Below are 20444 nucleotides of genomic sequence, written 5' to 3'. Positions count from 1 at the left end.
CCCTTCCGTTTTCGCAGGTCACAGCCGTGTACGGCATGCGTCCACCCATCCCGTCACGCGCGGGTGAATCAGACGTGGATCATGAAAGTTCGGTTCCATGATTTTGGTAACGAACCCATAACGGTCAAAGTGCATGCCCGATTTGTAGCTCTTTAACCGTTCTTTACCTAGTACGGTCTCTTCTTGTCTCTTTACGTATGCGCGGGTCATCCCGAGTGGCCTGCGACAAAGAAGGAGCTAGATTGAACTCCCGAACCAAGCGCCTGGTCCTCCCCCTCGGTGGTGCCCTCGTGGCCGCCACCATGATCGGCGCCCCTCTCGCCGGTGTCGCCCAGGCTGCGCCCAAGCCCGGCGTCAAGTCGTCGGCGCTCACCACGTCCGGTAACGCGAAGGCCATCGCGGGCTACTGGACGTCCTCCAAGCTCAAGTCGGCGAAGAGCTACGTCGCCGGCTCCACCCTCTCGGCCAAGCTGACGAAGACCGGCGCTGCCAGGGCCGCCGCCGACGGCAAGCCGGGTGCCATCGCCCCGATCGGTGAGGGCGGCAAGTCCGCGGGCAAGTCGAAGAACCTGAACCTCCCGATCACCGTGGGCAAGGTCTTCTTCGTCGACGACAAGGGCCAGCAGCGCTGGTGCTCCGGCACCTCGGTGCAGTCGAAGTACCGCAACCTGGTCGCCACGGCGGGCCACTGCGTGTACGACACCGACACGAACAAGCCGTTCGACAACTTCGTGTTCATCCCCGGCTACTACCAGGGCAAGGCGCCCTGGGGCATCTACGTCGGCGCCAAGGTCAACACCCACGACGACTTCACCGTCTACGAGGACTACGACTACGACTACGCCTTCGTCAACGTCTACGACGGCATCAAGCAGCAGGCTGAGAAGGAAGTCGACTACAAGACCTACAAGGCGCACGTCGACAAGAAGGGCGTGGGCCGCGAGGACGCCCAGACCGTCGACTTCGAGACCTACGACAGGTGGACCCAGAAGGGCGGCCTCGGCAAGGTCGAGGACATCTCCTCCGAGGACGAGGTCGGCCCGCAGTACAAGGGTGCCCTCGCGGTCGCGTCCGAGGTTGACAAGTGGGCCTGGGAGAAGGTCACCGGCGACGTCTACGGCCTGAAGGACGACCAGGTCACCCTCGACGGCAAGCCGCTCGCCCAGGACGCGTGGCCCAAGAGCGGCTCCAAGGTGGAGTCCCGCGTCGAGCAGGTCACCAAGTCCGAGTACGACGACTACAAGGGCCTGGGCTACCGGAAGATCGACGCGTCCGGTAACTACACCATCACCAGCTACTACGTGGTGAAGTACATCAAGAAGACCGCGTCCGTGAAGTACGTGATCTTCCGTCACTACATCACGACGGTGACCTCCGCCGGCCGTCTCGGCGACAACGTCGGCGGCCAGGGCTTCACCTGGAACCAGAAGCTGGGCAAGAAGGTCTTCACCTTCGGCTACCCGACCGGTGCCCACCCGGACGGCAACAGGCCGTACTCCGGTGAGACCATGAAGTGGTGCTACGGCACGACCGCTGCCGCGCCCGTCGTCTCGGCCTACAAGGCCGAGGAGCAGCAGGCGATCAAGTGTGCCTTCACCCCGGGCGCCAGCGGTGGTCCCTTCCTGCTGCAGTACAAGAGCAGCAAGCGGACCGGCTACCTCAACGGCGTCGTGAGCCTGACTCTCGACACCGACAAGAACAACCGCTACGACCGGGTCACCACCCCGTACTTCAACGGTGAGACCTACGGCATCTACAAGCACGCCGCCAACCTCTGGACCGGGAAGCTTCCCGCCTAGGGCCAGGACGCCGTGAGTGGGGAGGGGTCCGCTGTCGCCGGGCGCCTCCCCCCTTGACAGGGTGCTTACGCCTGGCAAGGCAAGCTTCATCAGATAACGGTGTAAAGCAGACCCCCGAACTGAGCTGCCCAAAACTCAGTTGATCTGGAAAAATACCCCCTGCGGCCCTCACTCGCCTCCTGATCCCCCGAAGGAAACAGCTCTCATGTCCCCCCGCGCACGGCGGTTCACGACCACCCTCGGCGCCCTCGTCGCCAGCGGTGTGCTCGTGCTGTCCGCGTACGCCGGGGCAGCCGGGGCCGACACCCATGCCTATCCCTACGGCGCGGTGCCCAGCAGCATCACCTCCATCACGCTCACCAAGTCGAGCGCGGACATGAAGCGGGTCGCGGAGTACTGGAACCCGGCCAGGCTCAAGCAGGCACAGGACAACACTCCGGCCAGACCCGAGGTCAAGCCCAGCAACGGCACCACCTCACCGGTACCCGCCCCTCCCACGCCCACCGGCACGGCCGCCAGCGCCAGCGCCACCACCGCGGCGCCGGGCGGCGAGACCACGAGCTCCCCGGCCACGACCGTCACGGCGTACAGAAGCGCCGGCAAGACCTCGCCGACCGTCCAGCCCACCCTCCCCAAGCGGGTTCCCCCGGCCACCGGCACCTCCCCGGTGACCACCGCCGGCAAGGTGTTCTTCCGGATCGGCGACAAGGAGTACTGGTGCTCCGCCTCGGCGGTGGCGTCCCAGAGCCGCAGCCTGGTCGCCACGGCCGGTCACTGCGCCTACGACGCCAAGCAGGGCAGGCACGCCGACTACTGGATCTTCATCCCCGGCTACGACAGGGGCAACACCCCGTACGGGATCTACGTCGGCCACTCGATCAACCTGCACGAGAGCTTCGTCGGCCGCGGGGACTACGACTACGACTACGCCTTCGTCAACGTGCACGAGGGGTTCAGGTGGAAGCCGGGTAAGACCGCGAACACCTACGAGATGGAGCCCGTGGGCAACCTGGAGGACAACGTCGGCGGGCAGGGCCTGGCGGTCAACCGCGGCATCAACCAGTCCACCATCGCCTTCGGTTACCCCGCCGGCCCCCATATCGACGGCAGCAGGCCGTACGACGGTCAGAAGCTGATGTCGTGCGTCGGACGCACCATCAGGAGGACGGCCCCCGCCTGGCTGGTCGAGATGGGCATCGCGCTCAAGTGCCAGTTCACCGGCGGGGCGAGCGGCGGCCCCTGGCTGGTCAACTACAACCCCGCCACCGGCCTGGGCTACCTCAACGGCGTCAACAGCTTCGCGTGGGACACCGACGCCGACCAGAGGTACGACCTGATCTCCTCGCCGTACTTCATCGCGTCCACCTACAACGTCTACCGGTGGGCGGACAGCCAGCGGGCGCCATGACCTCATGGTGACCACCCGGCCCCGGACGAGGGGGCCGGACCTTCTCTCTCCCCGTGGGGCCCGGCAGACGCCGGGCCCCACGCGTGTTTCCGGGGTCATGCCGGCCCCGCTGTGCGGCCTTCCAGAGGCGCGCAGCCCCTGATTTGAAGGCCTTCCGGGGTCTCGGAGGCCCTGTCTCGGCGGCGGATCGGTCGCGTTAGACGTGACTCTCGCCAAATCGGTGCCATTGATCCTGTGTGATCTGCGTCACACCGCAATGGTGACTGAACGTACCGGGGCACTCACGCCACATCGGTCACATTTACAACAGACTTACGCCTATCTGCGGAAACGCAGTGCTCCACCCCCAAGCACGGCAAGGGTTTCACGGCCGCTTAAACATCACAGAATGGTCACGGCCCGGCGCATGGGGTTCTTACCCCCCAAAGCGGCTTCCGATCCTCAAGATCCGCACTGTATGTTCTGGCTATCCCTTTACTGACGCATGGGACGCAAGAAGCGTTCCACATCAGACCAAGGAGTTACCTTGAAGCGCATCCTCCTCCCCGCCGGCGGCGCCATCCTCGCCACCGGCATGCTGGCCGCCGGCCTTGCCGGTACCGCCAACGCCAACCCGGACTGGGCCGCCGACACCATGGCCAAGGACGCTCCGGCCGCGGCTGAGGTCGCCAACTTCTGGCTCGGCGCCAACGCCGACGCCCTCCGCAAGGCCACGCCGTACTCCCACGAGACCACCGCGGCCTCGAAGCTCAAGGCGAGCGGCGGCTACACCCCCGACGGCAAGCCCGGCGTCGTCGCCCCCATCGGCGAGGAGAAGAAGTCCTCCTCCGTCGTGAAGAACATCAACCTGCCGCGCACCATCGGCAAGGTGTTCTTCGTCGCCGCTGACGGTTCGACGAACTGGTGCTCCGCCACCTCGATCCAGTCGAAGTACCGCAACCTGGTCGCCACGGCCGGTCACTGCGTCTACGACGACAAGAAGAACGCCAGCGTCATGGACAAGTGGGTCTTCGTGCCCGCTTACTACCAGGGCAAGACCCCTTACGGCGTCTTCGTCGGTAAGACGGCCTACACCCACTATGACTACAGCGTCTTCAACGACCGCGACCGCGACTACGCGTTCGTGACCGTTTACAACGGTGTCCAGATCGGTGGCGGCTCCAACAAGGAAGTCAGCTTCGCTGACTACACCGCCGCCACCGGCAAGAAGGAAGTCACCGAGACGAAGGTCGACACCTTCAAGGAGTACGACCAGGCGCTGCAGAAGGGCGCCCGGGGCGAGATCCGCAACCTTGCCACCCAGGACGAGGTTGGCCCGGACTACCCGGGTGCCGAGGCCATCGAGGTCGAGGTTGACAAGTGGACCTGGGACGACGCTCCCAAGGCTGACGGCACCCCCAGCAAGCCTGGCAAGAAGCGCGGCGAGCCCGGCAAGACCGGCAAGGCCGCCGCTGGCAGCCAGGTGAAGCTGGGTGCCCCTGAGGCGGTCACCAAGTCCGTGTACGACGCGTACACCGGCCTCGGCTACAAGAGCGTTGACGCCAAGGGCAACTACCAGATCCAGCACTACTACGTGGTCAAGTACGTCAAGAAGGACAGCAAGACCGAGTACGTCCTCTTCCGCTACTTCGTCACCGACGGTTTCATCAAGGACACCGGCGCCCTCGGTGACGCTGTTGGCGGCCAGGGCTTCACCTGGAACCAGAAGACCAGCCAGACCGTCTACATCTTCGGTTACCCGGCGGCTGCGCACCCCGACGGCAACAAGGCCTTCACCGGCGTTACGCCGAAGTGGTGCTACGGCAAGACCTCCGGCAAGGTGTACGTCTCCGCGGCCGAGAAGGTCGAGGAGCACGTTGGCCTCAAGTGCTCGATGACCCGTGGCGCCGACGGCGCCCCGTGGCTCGTCAAGTACAGCAACGCCAAGCGTCTCGGCTACGTCAACGGCGTGACCAGCCTGTTCGGCGACCAGGACAACAACGGTCGCATCGACACCAGCACCTCCCCGTACTTCGACGGTGAGACCGCTGCTGTCTACAACAAGGCTGCCGCCACCTGGTCCGGCTCGATCGTCAAGTAGTTCTGACGATCACCTGAGCTCGGGGGTCCAAACCTCGAACTCACCCCGCTCCACCCGAGGGGCCCGGCTTCTGCCGGGCCCCTCGGCCTTTGTCCGGAACTTCTCCCACGTTCCCCCAGGGAACATCAGGCGATGCTGAGCTCCCGGCTCCGCTCCTTCAGCTCCACCACGGCCGGCTCACCGGCGAAGGGGTCCAGCCGCCGCCGCAGGTCCGACACGTACGACTGGGTGCGGACCGACTGCAGGCCCCCCGCCAGCTCCAGCGCCTGGCCCGCGGCCACGCAGGCCCGTTCGAGCTCACCGCATTCGAGCAGCCCCGCCGAGAGCAGCGACAGGTTGAACATGCGCCCGCGGACGTAGCGCCCGTCCATGTCCAGCGAGCGCGTCGCATGCCGTACGGTCCCCGGCCCGTCGCGCAGGTCGCGGAAGCAGTGGGCGAACTTGGCCGACAGGTAGGCCTCGTCGAAGTAGGCGATCCAGTCGGGCTCGTCACCGGTCCGGCGCCGGTCGAAGGCCCGCTCCGCCTCGTGCAGGGAGTTTCCACACGCGGCCCGGTCGTCCATCAGGGCGTGCGCGTGGGCCTCGAGCACATGCGTCTCGGCCAGCAGCGCGAAGACACCGGCGCGCCGGGCCGACAGCTGGGCGGCCCGCGCCAGGTCGAGGGCGTGCGCGGGCTGTCCTATGTACAGGGCCTGGTGACTCATCCCGGCGAGGATCTCCCCGCCGAACCCGTGGTCCCCCGCTCCCCTGGCCAGCCGCAGCGCCTGGATCAGGTAGCGCTGGGCCAGGCCGTGCTGTTCCAGGTCGTAGGCCATCCACCCGGCCAGCCGGGTCAGCTCGGCCGCGGCGGACGCCAGCGCCCTGCCGGTGTTCCCGCTGTAGGAGCCGTCACTGAGCAGCGGTGCGACCGCCGTGTCCAGATATTTCACGACTGCCGAGCGGACCCGGCCACCGCCGAACCTGTTGTCCAGCTCGCCGAAGGACCGGGTCACCTCCCGGATCGCGGCGATGTCGGCCATGCCCACCCGCCGGGCGCCACCCGCGGCGGGGCGGCCCTCCAGCGGGAGGGTCAGCCAGCGTAGGGCGCCGGCGGACCCGGCCCCGATCGCGAAGGTCGAGTCGATCAGGAACCTGCGCCTCTCAACATCTCCCCGCCACAGCGCCGTCACGGTCGCGATTCCCTCCTGCCATGTGTGTGTGAACTCCTGGCCGAGGTCGAGAGATGTCGGGACGACCGGCAGACCAAGGTCTTCCGAGCTGACCGACCTGCCGAGCCGGAGTGCGAAGATCTCTGCGAGCAGTCCCGGGACCGGATCTCTCGGCCGTTGGCCGCCGATCCAGCGGAGGACGGAGCCGTGGTCGTGTTTCGGACCCGGGAGGCCCCGGGCGGCGCCGAGATCGTTGAGCCTGCGGGACAGCCCCTTGTGCGTGAAACCCGCTTCGGCGATGAGTCGCTGAAGCAATCGGTTGGGCTCGCGTTCCATCGCTCTCCTCACCGTGAGAACCGCCGGAGCGCCAACAGCCAGCCGCGCCCCCTGCGCCCGTATCCGCCCCTCGTTGCACACTCTTGCCCGGATAGGTGACGGAGAGCTTTTTTTATAGCACGATCCGTGACCGTTTTTTTAATTTCCCAAAACTAAGAGACGCCTCCCGCCCGATCGGGCGAGAGGCGTCTGCGGAGACGGGCCGGGGTCGTCGCGGACGGCCTCCGGAGGCGGTGGAAAACCTAGATCCGGGCGACTCCGTCGGCGCGGGCCTGCGCGGCGACCGCGGCGGTGACCGCCGGGGCGACGCGCTCGTCGAACGGGCTGGGGATCACGCAGTCGGCCGACAGATCGTCATCGCCGACCACGGCGGCCAGCGCCTCGGCCGCGGCCACCTTCATGTTCTCGGTGATGGTGGTGGCTCGGACGTCGAGCGCTCCCCGGAAGACACCGGGGAAGGCCAGCACGTTGTTGATCTGGTTCGGGAAGTCGGAACGGCCGGTCGCCACCACCTGGGCGTGCTTCCTGGCGATCTCCGGGTGCACCTCGGGATTGGGGTTGGACAGCGCGAAGACGATGGAGCCGGACGCCATCGACGCGATGGCCCGCTCCGACACCGTGGAACCCGACAGGCCGACGAACACGTCGGCCCCGGCCAGCGCCTCCTCCGTGGAACCCCGGAGAGCGGCCCGGTTGGTGTCGCGCGCCAGGGCCTCCTTCACCGGGTTGAGCCCGTCGCGGTCCTGGTGGATCAGGCCCTTGGAGTCGGAGACCGCGATGTCGCCGATGCCCGCGTTGAGCAGGATGCGGCTGACCGCGACGCCGGACGCGCCGGCGCCCGCCACCACGGCCCGCAGGTCACCCAGCGGACGGCCGGTCAGCCGGGCCGCGTTCCTGAGCGCCGCCAGCACGACGATCGCGGTGCCGTGCTGGTCGTCGTGGAAGACGGGGATGTCCAGGAGCTCGCGCAGCCGGTCCTCGACCTCGAAGCAGCGGGGCGCGCTGATGTCCTCCAGGTTGATGCCGCCGAAGGAGGGTGCGAGCCGTACCACCGTCTCGACCAGCGCGTCCACATCGGTGCAGTCGAGGCAGATCGGCACCGCGTCGACCCCTCCGAACTGCTTGAACAGCAGGGCCTTGCCCTCCATAACCGGCATGGCGGCGGCGGGCCCGATGTCACCGAGGCCGAGCACGGCGGTGCCGTCGGAGACGACGGCGACCACCTTGGACACCCAGGTGTAGTCGTTGACGAGCTCGGGCCGCTCGGCGATCGCGGTGCAGACCCGGGCCACACCCGGGGTGTAGGCGAGCGCCAGATCGGCGGCGTCGCGGACCGGGACGGTGGAGCGGACCTCCATCTTGCCGCCGCGATGCAGGGCGAAGGCCGGATCCAGATCGAGTGCTTCGAGTGTTTCGAGAGACACGGACGACGGTGTGACTGCCACAGCGACCCCTGTAGTTCAGACGGATGGTTCCTTTGTAGACACCGCGCCAGGCGCGGCCCGGCTTCGGTAGCCGCTCGGGGCTCGCTCGCTGGGAACGGTCGTCTGGAGCTGGAGGGTACGGGGGTCACCCGTGGGTTGATTGTGCCACATGTTGAGACTCTGGCAGGTGGCAGGGACGCTTACTTTCATTACACAGTGGTGGCCTCGTCGCACGTGTAATACTCGGAGCTTCATTCATCGCTTACATCGACGGGTCGCCGGTGGATCTGACCTCCTATGCCGAGCTGGCTGTGCTGCTCATCAACAACCCCGACCGACTGGCCGGTCTGGAAGGGCTGCGCTCTCTCCTTGAGGAGGGCCGCCGCTACCGCCCCGGCTGCCGCATCACCCGGGGCGATCTCGACGCCCTGCGTGACCTGCGCGAAGAGCTCGTGACCGTGTTCACGGCCGCGGCCGGCGGCGACGAGCAGGACGTGGTCGACCGGCTCAACTCCCTGCTGATCCAGCATCCGGTCCAGCCGCAGATCTCCGGCCACGACGGCGAGCGCTGGCACCTGCACCTCACCGAGGGCGGCCGGATGGCCGACCAGTACGCCGTGGGTGCCGTGATGGGCCTGGCCACCATCGTCACCGACCTCGGCGTGGACCGGCTCGGCCTCTGCCAGGCGCCGCCCTGCCGGAGGGCCTATCTCGACACCTCCTCCAACCGGTCCCGGCGCTACTGCTCCGAGCGGTGCGCCAGCCGGGCGAACGTGGCGGCCTACCGGGCCCGCAAGAAGGTCAACGGCCAGTAGCGCAGTACCACCCGGCCGACCAGCGACGAAGGCGGCAGGGCGCCGAAGTCCCAACTGTCGCGGCGCCCCGTGGCCCGCTGGTTGTCGCTCTCCAGCCACCATCCGTCGTCCGCCTCCCAGACGGCCCGTTTGACGATCAGCAGCGACGGGTCGGACGGGAGCCGGGCGACCACGAGGTCACCCGCCCTGATCGGGGCGCCGCGCCGTACCCACAGCCAGTCTCCCGGGCGGAGCGCGGGCAGCATCGAATCTCCCTCGACACGGACTCTCATCGGGCGCAGCCCCCTCCCACAAGGGTTTTTGAAGACGAGTAAGGTCGTACTGGACCATGCTGATCTCAGCATCAAGGAAGGATTTTCTGATGCTCGCACGACTTATGCGACCCAAGCACGTCGCGTCCGCGCACTGTGACCTGCCGTGTGGCGTGTACGACCCCGCCCAGGCTCGCATCGAGGCCGAGTCCGTGAAGGCCATCATGGAGAAGTACGCCGCGAACGAGGACCCGGTCTTCCGTTCCCGCGCGCTCACCATCAAGGAGGAGCGGTCGGAGCTGGTCAAGCATCACCTGTGGGTGCTGTGGACCGACTATTTCAAGCCTCCGCACCTGGAGACCTACCCGCAGCTGCACCAGCTCTTCTGGGACGCCACGAAGCTGGCCGGCGCCGCGGGCGGCAAGGGGACGGTCGACGTCGCCAAGGCCGACGAGCTCCTGGGCAAGATCGACGAGATCTCCAAGATTTTCTGGGCGACCAAGGCCGCCTGAGCCGGCTGTCGCGGAGGCTTGCCGATGATCCGGCCGGGAGGCGGAAGATCACGGTGGGCGAGTGACGGGCGCCGCGGCGGCGCGGTCACCATCACAGGCCCCGTGGGGAGTGCGACCACACGGGGCCTGAGCTGGTGAGATGCCCCATTGAGGCGTCTTAGTGTGTTCTTGAGGTGTTCAAATCGTCCGGATCGCGAGTCCAATTGGGCCAACCACCCCCTCGGGGCTGTAGGTTGCAGTCAGCGACTCTGCGAGGAGGAACGTGACCGAACACACCGAGACGCCTGCGGTCGGTACGGGCGGAATCCGCGACGTGGTGAGCGTCCGGCTGCCGGCTGCGAGCGCCTATCTGTCCGTGCTCCGTACGGCGACCGCCGGACTGGCCGCGCGGCTGGACTTCACGCTCGACGAGATCGAGGATCTGCGGATCGCGGTCGACGAGGCGTGTGCGATGTTGCTGACCCAGGCTGTTCCCGGCACCGATCTGACGGCCGAGTTCGAGCTCACCGGACAGCTGATGCAGGTCCGGGTCGAGGTCAGCACGGTGGGCAGCAGCGCGCCGAAACGCGACGACTTCGCGTGGATGGTGCTCACCGCCCTGGCTGACGATGTGGATGCCGTAACCGACTCCCCCGACCGCATGGCGATCGTGCTACGCAAGCGCCGAGGCGCAGCGAGGCCGGCGTGACGGAAAGGACTCGTGCCATGGCCGCCAGCGACCACGCGGTGCCCGACCGGGTGCGCGCGCGCCTGCTCTTCGCGGAACTGGCGGAGTTGACCCCCGACGACTCACGGCGCCAGCGTATCCGTGACGAGCTCGTTGAGCTCCACCTTCCGCTGGTGGAGTATCTCGCCCGCCGGTTCCGCAACCGGGGCGAGTGGCTTGACGACCTCACTCAGGTCGCCACCATCGGCCTGATCAAATCGATCGACCGCTTCGATCTGGGCAGGGGGGTCGAGTTCTCCACCTATGCCACCCCGACGATCGTGGGCGAGATCAAGCGACACTTCCGCGACAAGGGCTGGGCGGTCCGCGTGCCGCGCCGCCTGCAGGAGCTCAAGCTCTCGCTCACCAAGGCGATCAGCGAGCTCTCCCAGCGCGAGGGACGCGCGCCCACCGTCGGCGAGCTCGCCACGTTTCTCAAGATGACCGAGGAGGAGGTGCTTGAGGGGCTGGAGTCGGCCAACGCCTACTCAACGGTCTCCCTCGACGCACCCGACTCCGGTGACGACGACGCGCCCGCGGTGGCCGACTCCCTCGGCATCGTGGACGACTCCCTGGAGGGCGTCGAATACCGCGAGTCTCTCAAGCCGTTGCTCGAACGGCTGCCGCCGCGCGAGAAGCGGATCCTGTTGCTGCGGTTCTTCGGCAACATGACCCAGTCACAGATCGCCACCGAGCTCGGCATCTCGCAGATGCACGTGTCCCGCCTGCTGGCCAGGACCCTCGCCCAGCTCCGTGAGGGTCTGACCGCGGAGGACTGAGGTTCTCCGCCCGCGCCGCGGGACGGATCCTAGCCCTGGTCGTCGTAGAGCTGATCCCCGTAGAGGGCATGGGTCGTCTGCGGGGACAGCAGTACAACCAGGCCGATCACCGCCACGGCGATCAGCGGGATGCCGATGGCCTGCTGACCGGACTGGATCAGCGTGATGGCGACCACGGCGGCGAAGATCTGCGCCAGCACGCCCGGACTCCGCGTCCACCGCTCAATCTGCAGCATCCCCCAGGTCACCCAGAGCAGGGCCGCGCCGACGAGAATCCCGAATCCGGCGACGAAGATGGAGCTCAGTACGTCGGAGGGCCGGCCGACCACCGTCTCGACGCCGACGTAACCGCCGAGCAGCAGGCTGGTGACGCCTTCCAGTCCCGTGATGGCGGCGGCGATGGTGAGGGTCATCGGGCGATTCGACACGTCCCAACCCTATCGCCGGGGCACCTCCCTCCCGGTTTCCCCCGGCATAACGCCGATATCGGCGGATACCCTGGCGTCATGCGCGCGATGCTCTTGGTGAACCCCACGGCGACGACGACCAACCGGCGGACCCGGGACGTGCTCATCGGAGCCCTGAGCGCCACCATGAGCATCAAGGTCGAAGAGACCGCCTACCGGGGGCACGCGGCCCTGCTGTCCCGCAAGGCGCACGCCTCGGGATACGACGTGGTGGCCGTGCTCGGCGGCGACGGCACGATCAACGAGGCCGCGAACGGCCTGCTCGACGCGGAGGACGGCAGGGACGGGGACGCGACGGACCGGCCGGCCCTGCTGGTGATCCCCGGCGGCAGCGCGAACGTCTTCGCCCGGGCACTGGGGCTGCCGAACAGCGCGGTCGAGGCGGTCGGTGCGCTGCTTGAGGCGATCCGTGAGAACCGGCGGCGGACCGTCGGGCTGGGCCAGGCGCTCTGGAATGACGAAAGCCGATATTTCACCTTCTGTAGCGGCATGGGGTATGACGCCGAGGTGATCAGGGCGGTGGAGGGAATGCGCGGCGCCGGCCGCAAGGCCACCGCCGCGCGCTACGTGAACACCGCTTTACAGCACTATCTCTCGACCGACAGACGCCATGCCGCCATGACCGTCGAGGGACCGGACGTGCCCCGCGCCGGAAACATCTTCATGGCGATCATCTCCAACACCTCGCCCTGGACCTACGTGGGCTCCAGGCCGATCTGCCCGACCCCGTGGGCGAGCTTCGAGACGGGTCTCGACCTGCTGGGACTCCAGCGTCTGGGCGTGCCGTCGATGCTCCGCCTCATGCCCCAGATCGCGGGGGCCCGCGACACCCTGCCCACCGGCCGCCACCTGGTGCAGTTCCATGACGAGAGGGAGTTCACGCTGACCGCGGAACGCCCCGTGGCCTTCCAGCTCGACGGCGACTACCTGGGCGAAGTCGAGCGGGTGACATTCCGTTCCATCCCGGACGCGTTACAGGTCCTGGTCTAGTCCGTCACATGGGGTAATCATGTGACGCATCCGACATCCATATCGGGTAAAACGTTCCCCCAAACCTCTTGCGTGCACTGAGCGTGGCTGACAATCTCAACATTGACGTCGGAACGTAGGACCTTTGAGCGACTACCCCGCTCACCAGGTCACCGGCGATCAAGCTGACGTTTCCCGGACCAGACAAGGCTCGGGAAATTGTTCGCACTGGTTAGTGAAAGTCTTCACAAAGTGAGCCGATGGAGCCACAGCAGGGGCTCCTCTTACGAAGGAGTGAACGCATGGACTGGCGCCACCGCGCTGCCTGCCGTGACGTGGACCCCGAGCTGTTCTTCCCGATCGGCAACACCGGCCCCGCCCTGATGCAGATCGAAGAGGCCAAACAGGTCTGCCAGACGTGCAGTGTAAGTGAAGCATGCCTGAAGTGGGCCCTGGAATCCGGGCAGGACGCCGGCGTCTGGGGTGGCCTGAGCGAGGACGAGCGCCGCGCCTACAAGCGCCGTACGGCCCGCGCCCGCGCCCGCACGAACGTCTGACCTGCGCACCTCCCCCTCCCCCACCCCGGCTCAGGCCGGGGGGAGGGGAATGCCGAGGGTGACCTCCGTACCCCCGCCCTGCCGGGGCTCGATGGCCAGCCGGCCGGACAGCTCCCCGACGACCAGCGTCCGCACGATCTGCAGGCCCAGGCTGGTGGACGACTCCAGGTCGAAACCCTCGGGCAGGCCGGTTCCGTCATCGGACACGATCACGTCGAGCCGGTCGACCCCCCGCGAAACGATCACCTGAAGCCGGCCCGGCCGGTGAGCCAGTCCGTGCTGGACGGCGTTCTGCAGCAGCTCGGTGAGGACCATCGCCAGCGGTGTCGCGATCTCCGAACGGAGCACCCCGAACGTCCCGACGCGGCACGGCACGACCTGCGCCTCCGGCGCCGCCACCTCCCCCGTCATCGCGATCACTCGGTCGGCGATGTCATCGAAGTCCACCTGCTCGTCGGGCGTGTGCGACAGCGTCTCGTGCACGATCGCGATCGACCCGACCCTGCGCACCGCCTCCTCCAGCGCCTCACGCCCCTCCGGCTGCCGCAGCCGCCGGGCCTGCAGCCGCAGCAGCGCGGCCACCGTCTGCAGGTTGTTCTTCACCCGATGGTGGATCTCCCTGATGGTGGCGTCCTTGGTCATCAGCTCCCGCTCGCGGCGCCGCAGCTCGGTCACATCCCGGATGAGCACCAGCGCGCCGATCCGCCCGCCCCCGACGACCAGCGGGATCGCCCGCAGCTGTACGACGGTGCCACCCGACTCGACCTCGGTCTCCCGGGGCTCCTTCCCGCTGGCCACGATCATCAGGTTCTCGTTGATGGGTTCGTCGGAGTAGCAGAGGGTGGCGGTGGTACGGCCCAGCTCGGCGCCGACCAGGTCCGCGTTGAGGCCCAGCCGCCGGTAGGCCGACAGCGCGTTCGGCGAGGCGTAGGTGACACGGCCCGCGCGGTCCAGCCGGAGCAGGCCGTCGCCCACGCGCGGGGAACGGACCAGGATCGGCTCGGCACCGGAGAACGGGAACCGCCCCTCGGCCACCATCTGGGCCAGGTCGGAGGCGCTCTGCAGGTAGGTGAGCTCCAGCCGTGACGGGGTGCGCGCGGAGGAGAGGTTCGTCGAGCGCTGGATCACCCCCAGGAAGTGGTCGGCCCGCCGTACCGGAATGGTCTCCTCACGCACCGGGACCCCGCTCGACCAGTCGGGGTCGCCCTCCCGGCAGATCCGCCGCTCATTCCAGGCGACGTCGATGAGCGCCCGCTCACCCTTGGCCACGACCGTCCCGACGATGTCGTCGTGATAGACGGTGGGGCCCGTGGTCGGCCGCATCTGCGCGATGGCGATCCATCCCGTGTCGTCCCTGAGCGGGATCCAGAGGATGAGATCGGCGAACGACAGGTCGGCCAGCAGCTGCCAGTCGGAGACCAGCGAGTGCATCCACTCGAGGTCGGCATCATCGAGCGCGGTATGGCTGATCACCAGGTCGCTTAGAGTCGGCACCCGTGCATCATGCGTTCTTTGCAGGCCCGAACGCGAATCGAGGAGACCTTACTGGCAGGATGCCCGCTATGGAGCAGATCTCAGATCCGCTGGCACGGTTCCGCGCGGCCGCGGGCCTGCGGGAGGCTGCGGGGCTGAAACGCGCCCTGCGCGCCCGGACGCCGGACGACGACGGTCTGATCGACCTGGCCTCCAACGACTATCTCGGGCTGGCCAGGGACGGACGGCTGGTCGAGGCCGCGGCCGCGGCCACCCGGACCTGGGGCACCGGCTCCACCGGTTCCCGTCTGGTCACCGGCTCCACCGCCCTCCACGCCGAACTGGAGGCGCGGCTGTGCGCCTTCACGCGGGCCGCCGGCGCCCTGGTGTTCTCCTCCGGATACCTGGCCAACCTGGCGGCCGTGGCCACCCTGGGCAGAGACGCGCTGGTGGTCTCCGACGCGGGCAACCACGCCTCCATCGTGGACGCCTGCCGGCTGTCACGCTCGCGGGTGGTGGTCACCCCGCACAAGGACGTGGCGGCGGTGGAGAAGGCGCTGGCCGACCGGGACGAGGAACACGCGATCGTGGTCACCGACGCGGTCTTCTCCGTCGACGGGGACCTGGCGCCGCTTGAGGATCTGCACGCGGCAGCCGTACGGCAGGGCGCGCTGCTGGTCGTGGACGAGGCCCACTCGATCGGCGTCATCGGCCCCTCCGGGCAGGGAGCGGTGTACGCAGCGGGCCTGGCAGCCGAGCCGGATGTTGTGAGAACGATCACACTGTCCAAATCCCTGGGCTCCCAGGGCGGAGCCGTACTCGGAGCCCCGGAAGTGATCGAGACGCTGATAGACACGGGTCGGTCGTTCATCTTCGACACCGGGCTGGCCCCCGGCAGTGTGGCGGCGGCACTCTCCGCTGTGGATATCCTTCACAATCAGCCCGAACTGCCCGGACGCGTACGGACCAGAGCGAGGGAGCTGGCCTCGATGGCCCGCGAACTCGGCCTGGAGACCGTTGATCCGGCGGGTGCGGTCGTCCCGATCCTGCTCGGCCCACCCGAGACCGCGCTACGGGCCGCCCTCATCTGTGCGGAACGCGGAGTGCGCGCCGGATGCTTCCGGCCGCCCTCGGTGCCGACCGGCCGCTCTTGCCTGCGGTTGACGGCACGGGCCAATCTGAGTTCCGATGACCTAACGGTGACCAGAGGTGCACTTACCGCCGTGGCCGAGATGAAGGTGACCAAGTGAGTGAGCGAAGCAGGCAGGCCGGCAGGCACGGCGCCTCCGGTCACGCCGTTCCCGAGCCATCAGGCGAGGTGCCGACGTGACGGACGACTCCCCCAGGATCCCTAAGTACTACGACGTCAAACGGAGCCTGCTCGAACTGACCAAGACTCTGTCGGCGGGCAGCGCGCTGCCCCCCGAGCGGGCCCTCGCGGTCCGTTTCGAGACGTCACGCACCACCGTGCGCCAAGCCCTGTCGGAGCTGGTGGTCGAGGGCCGTCTGGTGCGCATCCAGGGCAAGGGGACATTCGTCGCGCACCCCAAGGTCGCCCAGGTCCTCCAGCTGACGTCCTACACCGGCGACCTGCGGACCGTCGGCCTCGAACCCGACACCAAGATCCTCGACATCAGCTATGTCACCGCCGACGAGCCCCTGGCACGCCGGCTGGCGATCAACCCCGGTGGCCGGGTGCTCCGCATCCACCGGCTGCGCCTGGCCAACGGCGAGCCGATGTCGATCGACACCACCCACCTGTCGGCTCGGCGCTTCCCCCGGCTCCGGCGGGAGCTGGAGGTGCACTCCTCGCTGTACGAGACCCTGCACAACGCCTACAACGTGCGGCTGACCGACGCCGAGGAGATCATCGAGACCGTGCTGGCAACGCCGTACGACGCACAGGTGCTGAGCGTCGACGTCGGCCTGCCGATGCTGCTGCTCACCCGGCACGCCTTCGACGCCGAAGGCAACCCGGTGGAGTGGGCCCAGTCCCTCTACCGCGGCGACCGGTACAAGTTCGTCACCCGCCTGCGCCGCCCCTGACAGCCGTGCGGATCGCGAAGGCCACCGCCGCCTAAGGTGAGGGGCGTGAGCATTCTCGTGGTCACCGGGACCGACACCGGCGTGGGCAAGACGGTCGTCACCGCGGCGGTGGCATCGCTCGCCAGAGAGCGAGGCGCCTCGGTCGCGGTGGTGAAACCCGCCCAGACCGGGGTCGCCGAGACGGAACCCGGGGACCTCGACGAGGTCATCCGGCTCGCCGGGGTGACGTCCACGTTCGAGTTCGCCCGGTTTCCCGACCCGCTGTCCCCGGCGGCGGCGGCCCGTACGGCGGGCCTGCCGCCGGTCTCCCTCACCCGGGCCGCGGCCCGGATCGGGGAACTGGCCGAGTCGCACCGGCTGGTGATCGTCGAAGGGTCGGGCGGCCTGCTCGTCCGCTTCGACGAGGAGGGGGCGACAGTGGCCGACCTGGCCCGGACGCTCTCGGCGCCGGTTCTCCTGGTGACCCGGGCGGCGCTGGGCACGCTCAACCACACCGCGCTGACGCTGGAGGCGATGGCCCATCGCGGGCTGGAACCGGCCGGCGTGGTGATCGGCTCCTGGCCGGCCGAGCCCGGTCCGGCCGAGCGGTGCAACGTGGCGGATCTGGAGATGCTGGCCGCCCGGCCGCTGGCGGGCGTGCTCCCGGCGGGGGCCGGGGCTCTCGACCGGGAGGCCTTCGCCCGTACCGCCCGCGCCGGCCTGGGCCCGGCGCTGGGGGGCGTGTTCAACCCCTCGGCCTTCCGCACCGCCCTTAGGCTCCTGCCGTAGACGACGGCCGGAGAGTGGACAGAGAACGGAGCGGGATGAGCGACATCCTTGAGATCGCCCGGACGCAGGTCCTGGAGGAGGGCCGGGGACTCGACAGCGCGCAGGTCCTGCGCTGCCTGGAGCTGCCCGACGAGCGCCTCGCCGACCTTCTGGGGCTCGCCCACGAGGTGCGGATGAAGTGGTGCGGCCCCGAGGTGGAGGTCGAGGGGATCGTCTCCCTCAAGACCGGCGGCTGCCCCGAGGACTGTCACTTCTGCTCCCAGTCGGGGCAGTTCTCCTCCCCGGTCCGCGCGGCGTGGCTGGACATCCCCTCCCTGGTCCAGGCGGCCAGGGAGACGGCGCAGACCGGCGCGACCGAGTTCTGCATCGTGGCCGCCGTGCGCGGGCCCGACCGGCGGCTGATGGACCAGGTCCGCGAGGGCGTCAAGGCGATCCGGGAGGCGGTGGAGATCAACGTCGCCTGCTCGCTGGGCATGCTCACCCAGGCCCAGGTCGACGAGCTGGCCGAGATGGGCGTGCACCGCTACAACCACAACCTGGAGACCGCGAGGTCGCACTTCGAGAAGGTCGTCACCACCCACACGTGGCAGGAGCGCTGGGACACCTGCCTGATGGTGCGCGAGGCCGGGATGGAGCTGTGCTGCGGCGGCATCGTGGGCATGGGCGAGAGCCGGGAGCAGCGGGCGGAATTCGCCGGGCAGCTCGGCGAACTGGAACCCGACGAGGTCCCGCTGAACTTCCTCAACCCTCGTCCCGGCACGCCTCTTGAGTCGTTGCCGCTCCTTGAGGGTTCCGAGGCGCTCAAGACGATCGCCGCCTTCCGGCTCGCCCTGCCCCGCACGATCCTGCGCTACGCCGGTGGCCGCGAGCTGACCCTGGGCGACCTGGGCACCCGTGACGGCATGCTCGGCGGGATCAACGCGATCATCGTGGGCAACTACCTGACCACGCTCGGCCGCTCCGCCGACCGGGACCTCGACCTGCTGGTGGACCTGAAGATGCCGATCAAGGCGCTCTCCGACACCCTCTGAACGCACCACCGCCCGGAGCCGGGGCCGGACCGGCCAGGCGGTCGCCGAGGTCCCCTGCGGAGCGGCGACAGCCGGCCGGTTGGCCGACGGGTAGGCACAATACGTGCCGGTAAGCGTTAGGCGGGGCGAATCCGGGCAGGGTGAAGAACCCCTGTCCGGCTAAGTAACCGACTGGTAGGTTGCGCGATATGGAGTCCCCAAAGCACGCAGGTGACATCGCGGTCGCCGTCTCCAAGACCTACGGCATCGAGACCATGTTCACCCTGTCCGGCGGGCACGTCTTCCCGCTGTACGACGGGGCGGTCCACGAGGGCATGTCCATCCTCGACGTACGGCACGAGCAGAGCGCGGTCTTCGCCGCCGAGGCGACCGCCCGGCTGACCCGCAGACCCGGGCTGGCCGTGCTCACCGCCGGTCCCGGCGTCACCAACGGCGTCAGCGGCGTGGCCACCGCGCACTTCAACGGCTCCCCGGTCGTGATCATGGGAGGCCGGGCGCCGCAGTCGCGCTGGGGCTCCGGCGCGCTGCAGGAGCTCGACCAGCCGCCGCTGTTCGCGCCGATCACCAAGCTGGCCTTCACCGGCTCCGGCCCCGACTCCATCGCCGAGGACGTGGAGATGGCCTTCCGCACGGCCCTCGCCCCGCATCGCGGCCCCGTCTTCCTCGACTTCCACATGGACCACCTGTTCGCCGCCGCGCCCCCGCCGGACCACGTCACCGAGACGCTTACCCCGTCACCGCTGGAGCCCGACCCCGACGCCCTCGCCGGGATCGCCCGCCTGCTCGCCGAGGCCGAGCGCCCGGTGCTGGTGCTGGGCTCGGACGTGTGGATGGACCGCGCCGAGGAGGTCGCCCGGTCCTTCGCCGAGGAGTTCGGCCTCCCGGTCATCCCCAACGGCCAGGGCCGCGGCATCCTGCCCGCCGGGCACGGACTGCTGGTCACCCGGGCGCGAGGACTGGCGCTCTCCCAGGCCGACCTGGTGATCGTGGCGGGCACCCCGCTGGACTTCCGCCTCGGCTACGGCTGGTTCGGCGGCAAGAACGGCGCCCCGCTCGCCAAGGTCGTGCACCTGGCCGACGCGCCGTCGCAGCTCACCACGCACATGAAGCCCGTCGGCACCGCCGCCGGCGACCTGTCGCTGGTCTTCTGGGGCCTCGGTACGGCCTGCAACCAGGCCGGTGTGTCCCCCAAGGCCTACGCGCCGTGGCTGTCGAAGCTGTCGGAGGCCGCCGCGTCGGCCATCGCCGCGGACGCCGGACTCCTGGCCTCCGACTCGGATCCGATCCACCCGATGCGGATCTACGGCGAGCTGGCCAAGGTCCTCGCCGACGACGCCGTGGTGATCGGCGACGGCGGTGACTTCGTCTCCTACGCGGGCAAATACGTCGAGCCCAAGCAGCCCGGCAACTGGCTCGACCCGGGCCCGTACGGCTGCCTGGGCACCGGCCTGGGCTACGCCATCGCCGCCCGGGTGGCCCGGCCCTCCTCGCAGGTGGTGCTGCTGCTCGGCGACGGCGCGGCCGGTTTCTCCCTGATGGACGTGGACACGCTCGTACGGCACCGCCTGCCGGTCGTGATGATCTGCGGCAACAACGGCATGTGGGGGCTGGAGAAGCACCCCATGCAGATGCTCTACGGCTACGACGTGGCCGCCGAGCTCCAGCCGCAGTGCCGCTACGACCAGGTGGTGACCGCGCTGGGCGGCGGTGGCGAGCTCGTCACCGACCCGTCGCAGATCGGCCCGGCGCTGCGCCGCGCGTTCGACTCCGGCGTGCCGTACATGGTCAACATCGCCACCGACCCGTCGGTCGCCTACCCCCGCAACACCACCGGCGTCTAGGGTCCGTCTCCGGACGCCGACCTGGTGTCGCCGC

Annotated in this window: 19 protein-coding genes; 14 read left to right on the top strand and 5 right to left on the bottom strand. The window is 68.6% G+C overall.

The genetic code is table 11. From position 1 onward, the window contains the following. Window positions 1–242: 242 nt before the first annotated feature. The 3 genes from ACIN94_RS17670 (at window position 243) to ACIN94_RS17660 (ending at window position 5287) form a co-directional block, all read left to right on the top strand. Complete coding sequence (locus ACIN94_RS17670; RefSeq protein WP_400706786.1) at window positions 243–1799, top strand: hypothetical protein; 1557 nt, start codon at window positions 243–245, stop codon at window positions 1797–1799. 205 nt (window positions 1800–2004) lie between these two features. Beyond that, window positions 2005–3207 carry a trypsin-like serine peptidase gene (locus tag ACIN94_RS17665; RefSeq protein WP_400706783.1) on the top strand — a complete coding sequence of 401 codons (1203 nt, stop codon included), beginning with the start codon at window positions 2005–2007 and terminating at the stop codon, window positions 3205–3207. 526 nt (window positions 3208–3733) lie between these two features. Beyond that, window positions 3734–5287, top strand: coding sequence for a trypsin-like serine peptidase (locus tag ACIN94_RS17660; RefSeq protein ID WP_400706780.1), 1554 nt, complete (start codon window positions 3734–3736; stop codon window positions 5285–5287). Between the two features lie 125 nt (window positions 5288–5412). Here the strand turns inward: ACIN94_RS17660 and ACIN94_RS17655 are convergent, their stop codons facing one another. Then, window positions 5413–6771, bottom strand: a complete 1359-nt coding sequence (locus tag ACIN94_RS17655; RefSeq protein WP_400706777.1) for a hypothetical protein — start codon at window positions 6769–6771, stop codon at window positions 5413–5415. A 242-nt stretch (window positions 6772–7013) separates the two neighbouring features. Continuing rightward, entirely contained in the window at window positions 7014–8195 is a 1182-nt protein-coding gene (locus ACIN94_RS17650) for an NADP-dependent malic enzyme (protein ID WP_400706774.1), read from the bottom strand. A gap of 281 nt (window positions 8196–8476) precedes the next feature. Here ACIN94_RS17650 and ACIN94_RS17645 point away from each other — a divergent pair, with 281 nt between their 5' ends. After that, the gene (locus ACIN94_RS17645) at window positions 8477–9010 is read left to right on the top strand and encodes a CGNR zinc finger domain-containing protein (protein ID WP_400706771.1); all 534 of its coding nucleotides are present in this window, start codon (window positions 8477–8479) and stop codon (window positions 9008–9010) included. Here ACIN94_RS17645 and ACIN94_RS17640 read toward each other — a convergent pair. Then, window positions 8977–9282: a S24 family peptidase gene (locus ACIN94_RS17640; RefSeq protein WP_400706768.1), complete on the bottom strand. Its 306-nt coding sequence runs from the start codon at window positions 9280–9282 to the stop codon at window positions 8977–8979. The genes ACIN94_RS17645 and ACIN94_RS17640 overlap by 34 nt on opposite strands. Window positions 9283–9371: 89 nt before the next feature. On the opposite strand from ACIN94_RS17640, the gene sodN reads away from it, so the two are divergent. The 3 genes from sodN to ACIN94_RS17625 all read left to right on the top strand — a co-directional run bounded on the left by sodN (window position 9372) and on the right by ACIN94_RS17625 (window position 11258). Then, window positions 9372–9773, top strand: coding sequence for a superoxide dismutase, Ni (sodN, locus tag ACIN94_RS17635; protein ID WP_184753709.1), 402 nt, complete (start codon window positions 9372–9374; stop codon window positions 9771–9773). Between the two features lie 262 nt (window positions 9774–10035). Beyond that, on the top strand, window positions 10036–10461 hold the full coding sequence (locus ACIN94_RS17630; RefSeq protein ID WP_400706764.1) for an anti-sigma factor: 426 nt from the start codon (window positions 10036–10038) through the stop codon (window positions 10459–10461). A 17-nt stretch (window positions 10462–10478) separates the two neighbouring features. Further along, entirely contained in the window at window positions 10479–11258 is a 780-nt protein-coding gene (locus tag ACIN94_RS17625; protein WP_221465310.1) for an RNA polymerase sigma factor SigF, read from the top strand. A gap of 29 nt (window positions 11259–11287) precedes the next feature. Here the strand turns inward: ACIN94_RS17625 and ACIN94_RS17620 are convergent, their stop codons facing one another. Then, window positions 11288–11686, bottom strand: coding sequence for a hypothetical protein (locus ACIN94_RS17620; RefSeq protein ID WP_400706760.1), 399 nt, complete (start codon window positions 11684–11686; stop codon window positions 11288–11290). A gap of 78 nt (window positions 11687–11764) precedes the next feature. Between ACIN94_RS17620 and ACIN94_RS17615 the strand changes: the two genes are divergently transcribed. Beyond that, window positions 11765–12715 carry a diacylglycerol/lipid kinase family protein gene (locus ACIN94_RS17615; protein ID WP_400706757.1) on the top strand — a complete coding sequence of 317 codons (951 nt, stop codon included), beginning with the start codon at window positions 11765–11767 and terminating at the stop codon, window positions 12713–12715. Window positions 12716–12996: 281 nt separating this feature from the next. Then, on the top strand, window positions 12997–13251 hold the full coding sequence (locus tag ACIN94_RS17610) for a WhiB family transcriptional regulator (RefSeq protein ID WP_400706754.1): 255 nt from the start codon (window positions 12997–12999) through the stop codon (window positions 13249–13251). 30 nt (window positions 13252–13281) lie between these two features. On the opposite strand, the gene ACIN94_RS17605 is transcribed toward ACIN94_RS17610, so the two are convergent. After that, entirely contained in the window at window positions 13282–14745 is a 1464-nt protein-coding gene (locus ACIN94_RS17605; RefSeq protein WP_400706751.1) for a histidine kinase N-terminal domain-containing protein, read from the bottom strand. Window positions 14746–14804: 59 nt separating this feature from the next. Here ACIN94_RS17605 and ACIN94_RS17600 point away from each other — a divergent pair, with 59 nt between their 5' ends. From ACIN94_RS17600 to ACIN94_RS17580, 5 genes are all read left to right on the top strand, one after another. After that, a complete protein-coding gene (locus ACIN94_RS17600; RefSeq protein WP_400706748.1) occupies window positions 14805–15974 on the top strand; it encodes an 8-amino-7-oxononanoate synthase in 1170 nt (389 codons plus the stop codon). A 76-nt stretch (window positions 15975–16050) separates the two neighbouring features. Continuing rightward, window positions 16051–16770: a GntR family transcriptional regulator gene (locus ACIN94_RS17595; protein WP_400706745.1), complete on the top strand. Its 720-nt coding sequence runs from the start codon at window positions 16051–16053 to the stop codon at window positions 16768–16770. A 45-nt stretch (window positions 16771–16815) separates the two neighbouring features. Further along, window positions 16816–17538, top strand: a complete 723-nt coding sequence (gene bioD / locus ACIN94_RS17590; RefSeq protein ID WP_400706742.1) for a dethiobiotin synthase — start codon at window positions 16816–16818, stop codon at window positions 17536–17538. Window positions 17539–17573: 35 nt separating this feature from the next. After that, entirely contained in the window at window positions 17574–18569 is a 996-nt protein-coding gene (gene bioB / locus ACIN94_RS17585; protein ID WP_400706738.1) for a biotin synthase BioB, read from the top strand. A gap of 188 nt (window positions 18570–18757) precedes the next feature. Further along, window positions 18758–20410 (top strand): acetolactate synthase, encoded by a 1653-nt coding sequence (locus ACIN94_RS17580; RefSeq protein WP_400706735.1) that lies wholly within the window; start codon window positions 18758–18760, stop codon window positions 20408–20410. Window positions 20411–20444 lie beyond the last annotated feature (34 nt).

Origin of the sequence: Streptosporangium sp. NPDC087985, from assembly GCF_044741965.1 — a bacterium.
In the GTDB taxonomy this organism is placed as follows: domain Bacteria; phylum Actinomycetota; class Actinomycetes; order Streptosporangiales; family Streptosporangiaceae; genus Streptosporangium.
This window is presented reverse-complemented; position numbering and strand designations above follow the sequence as displayed.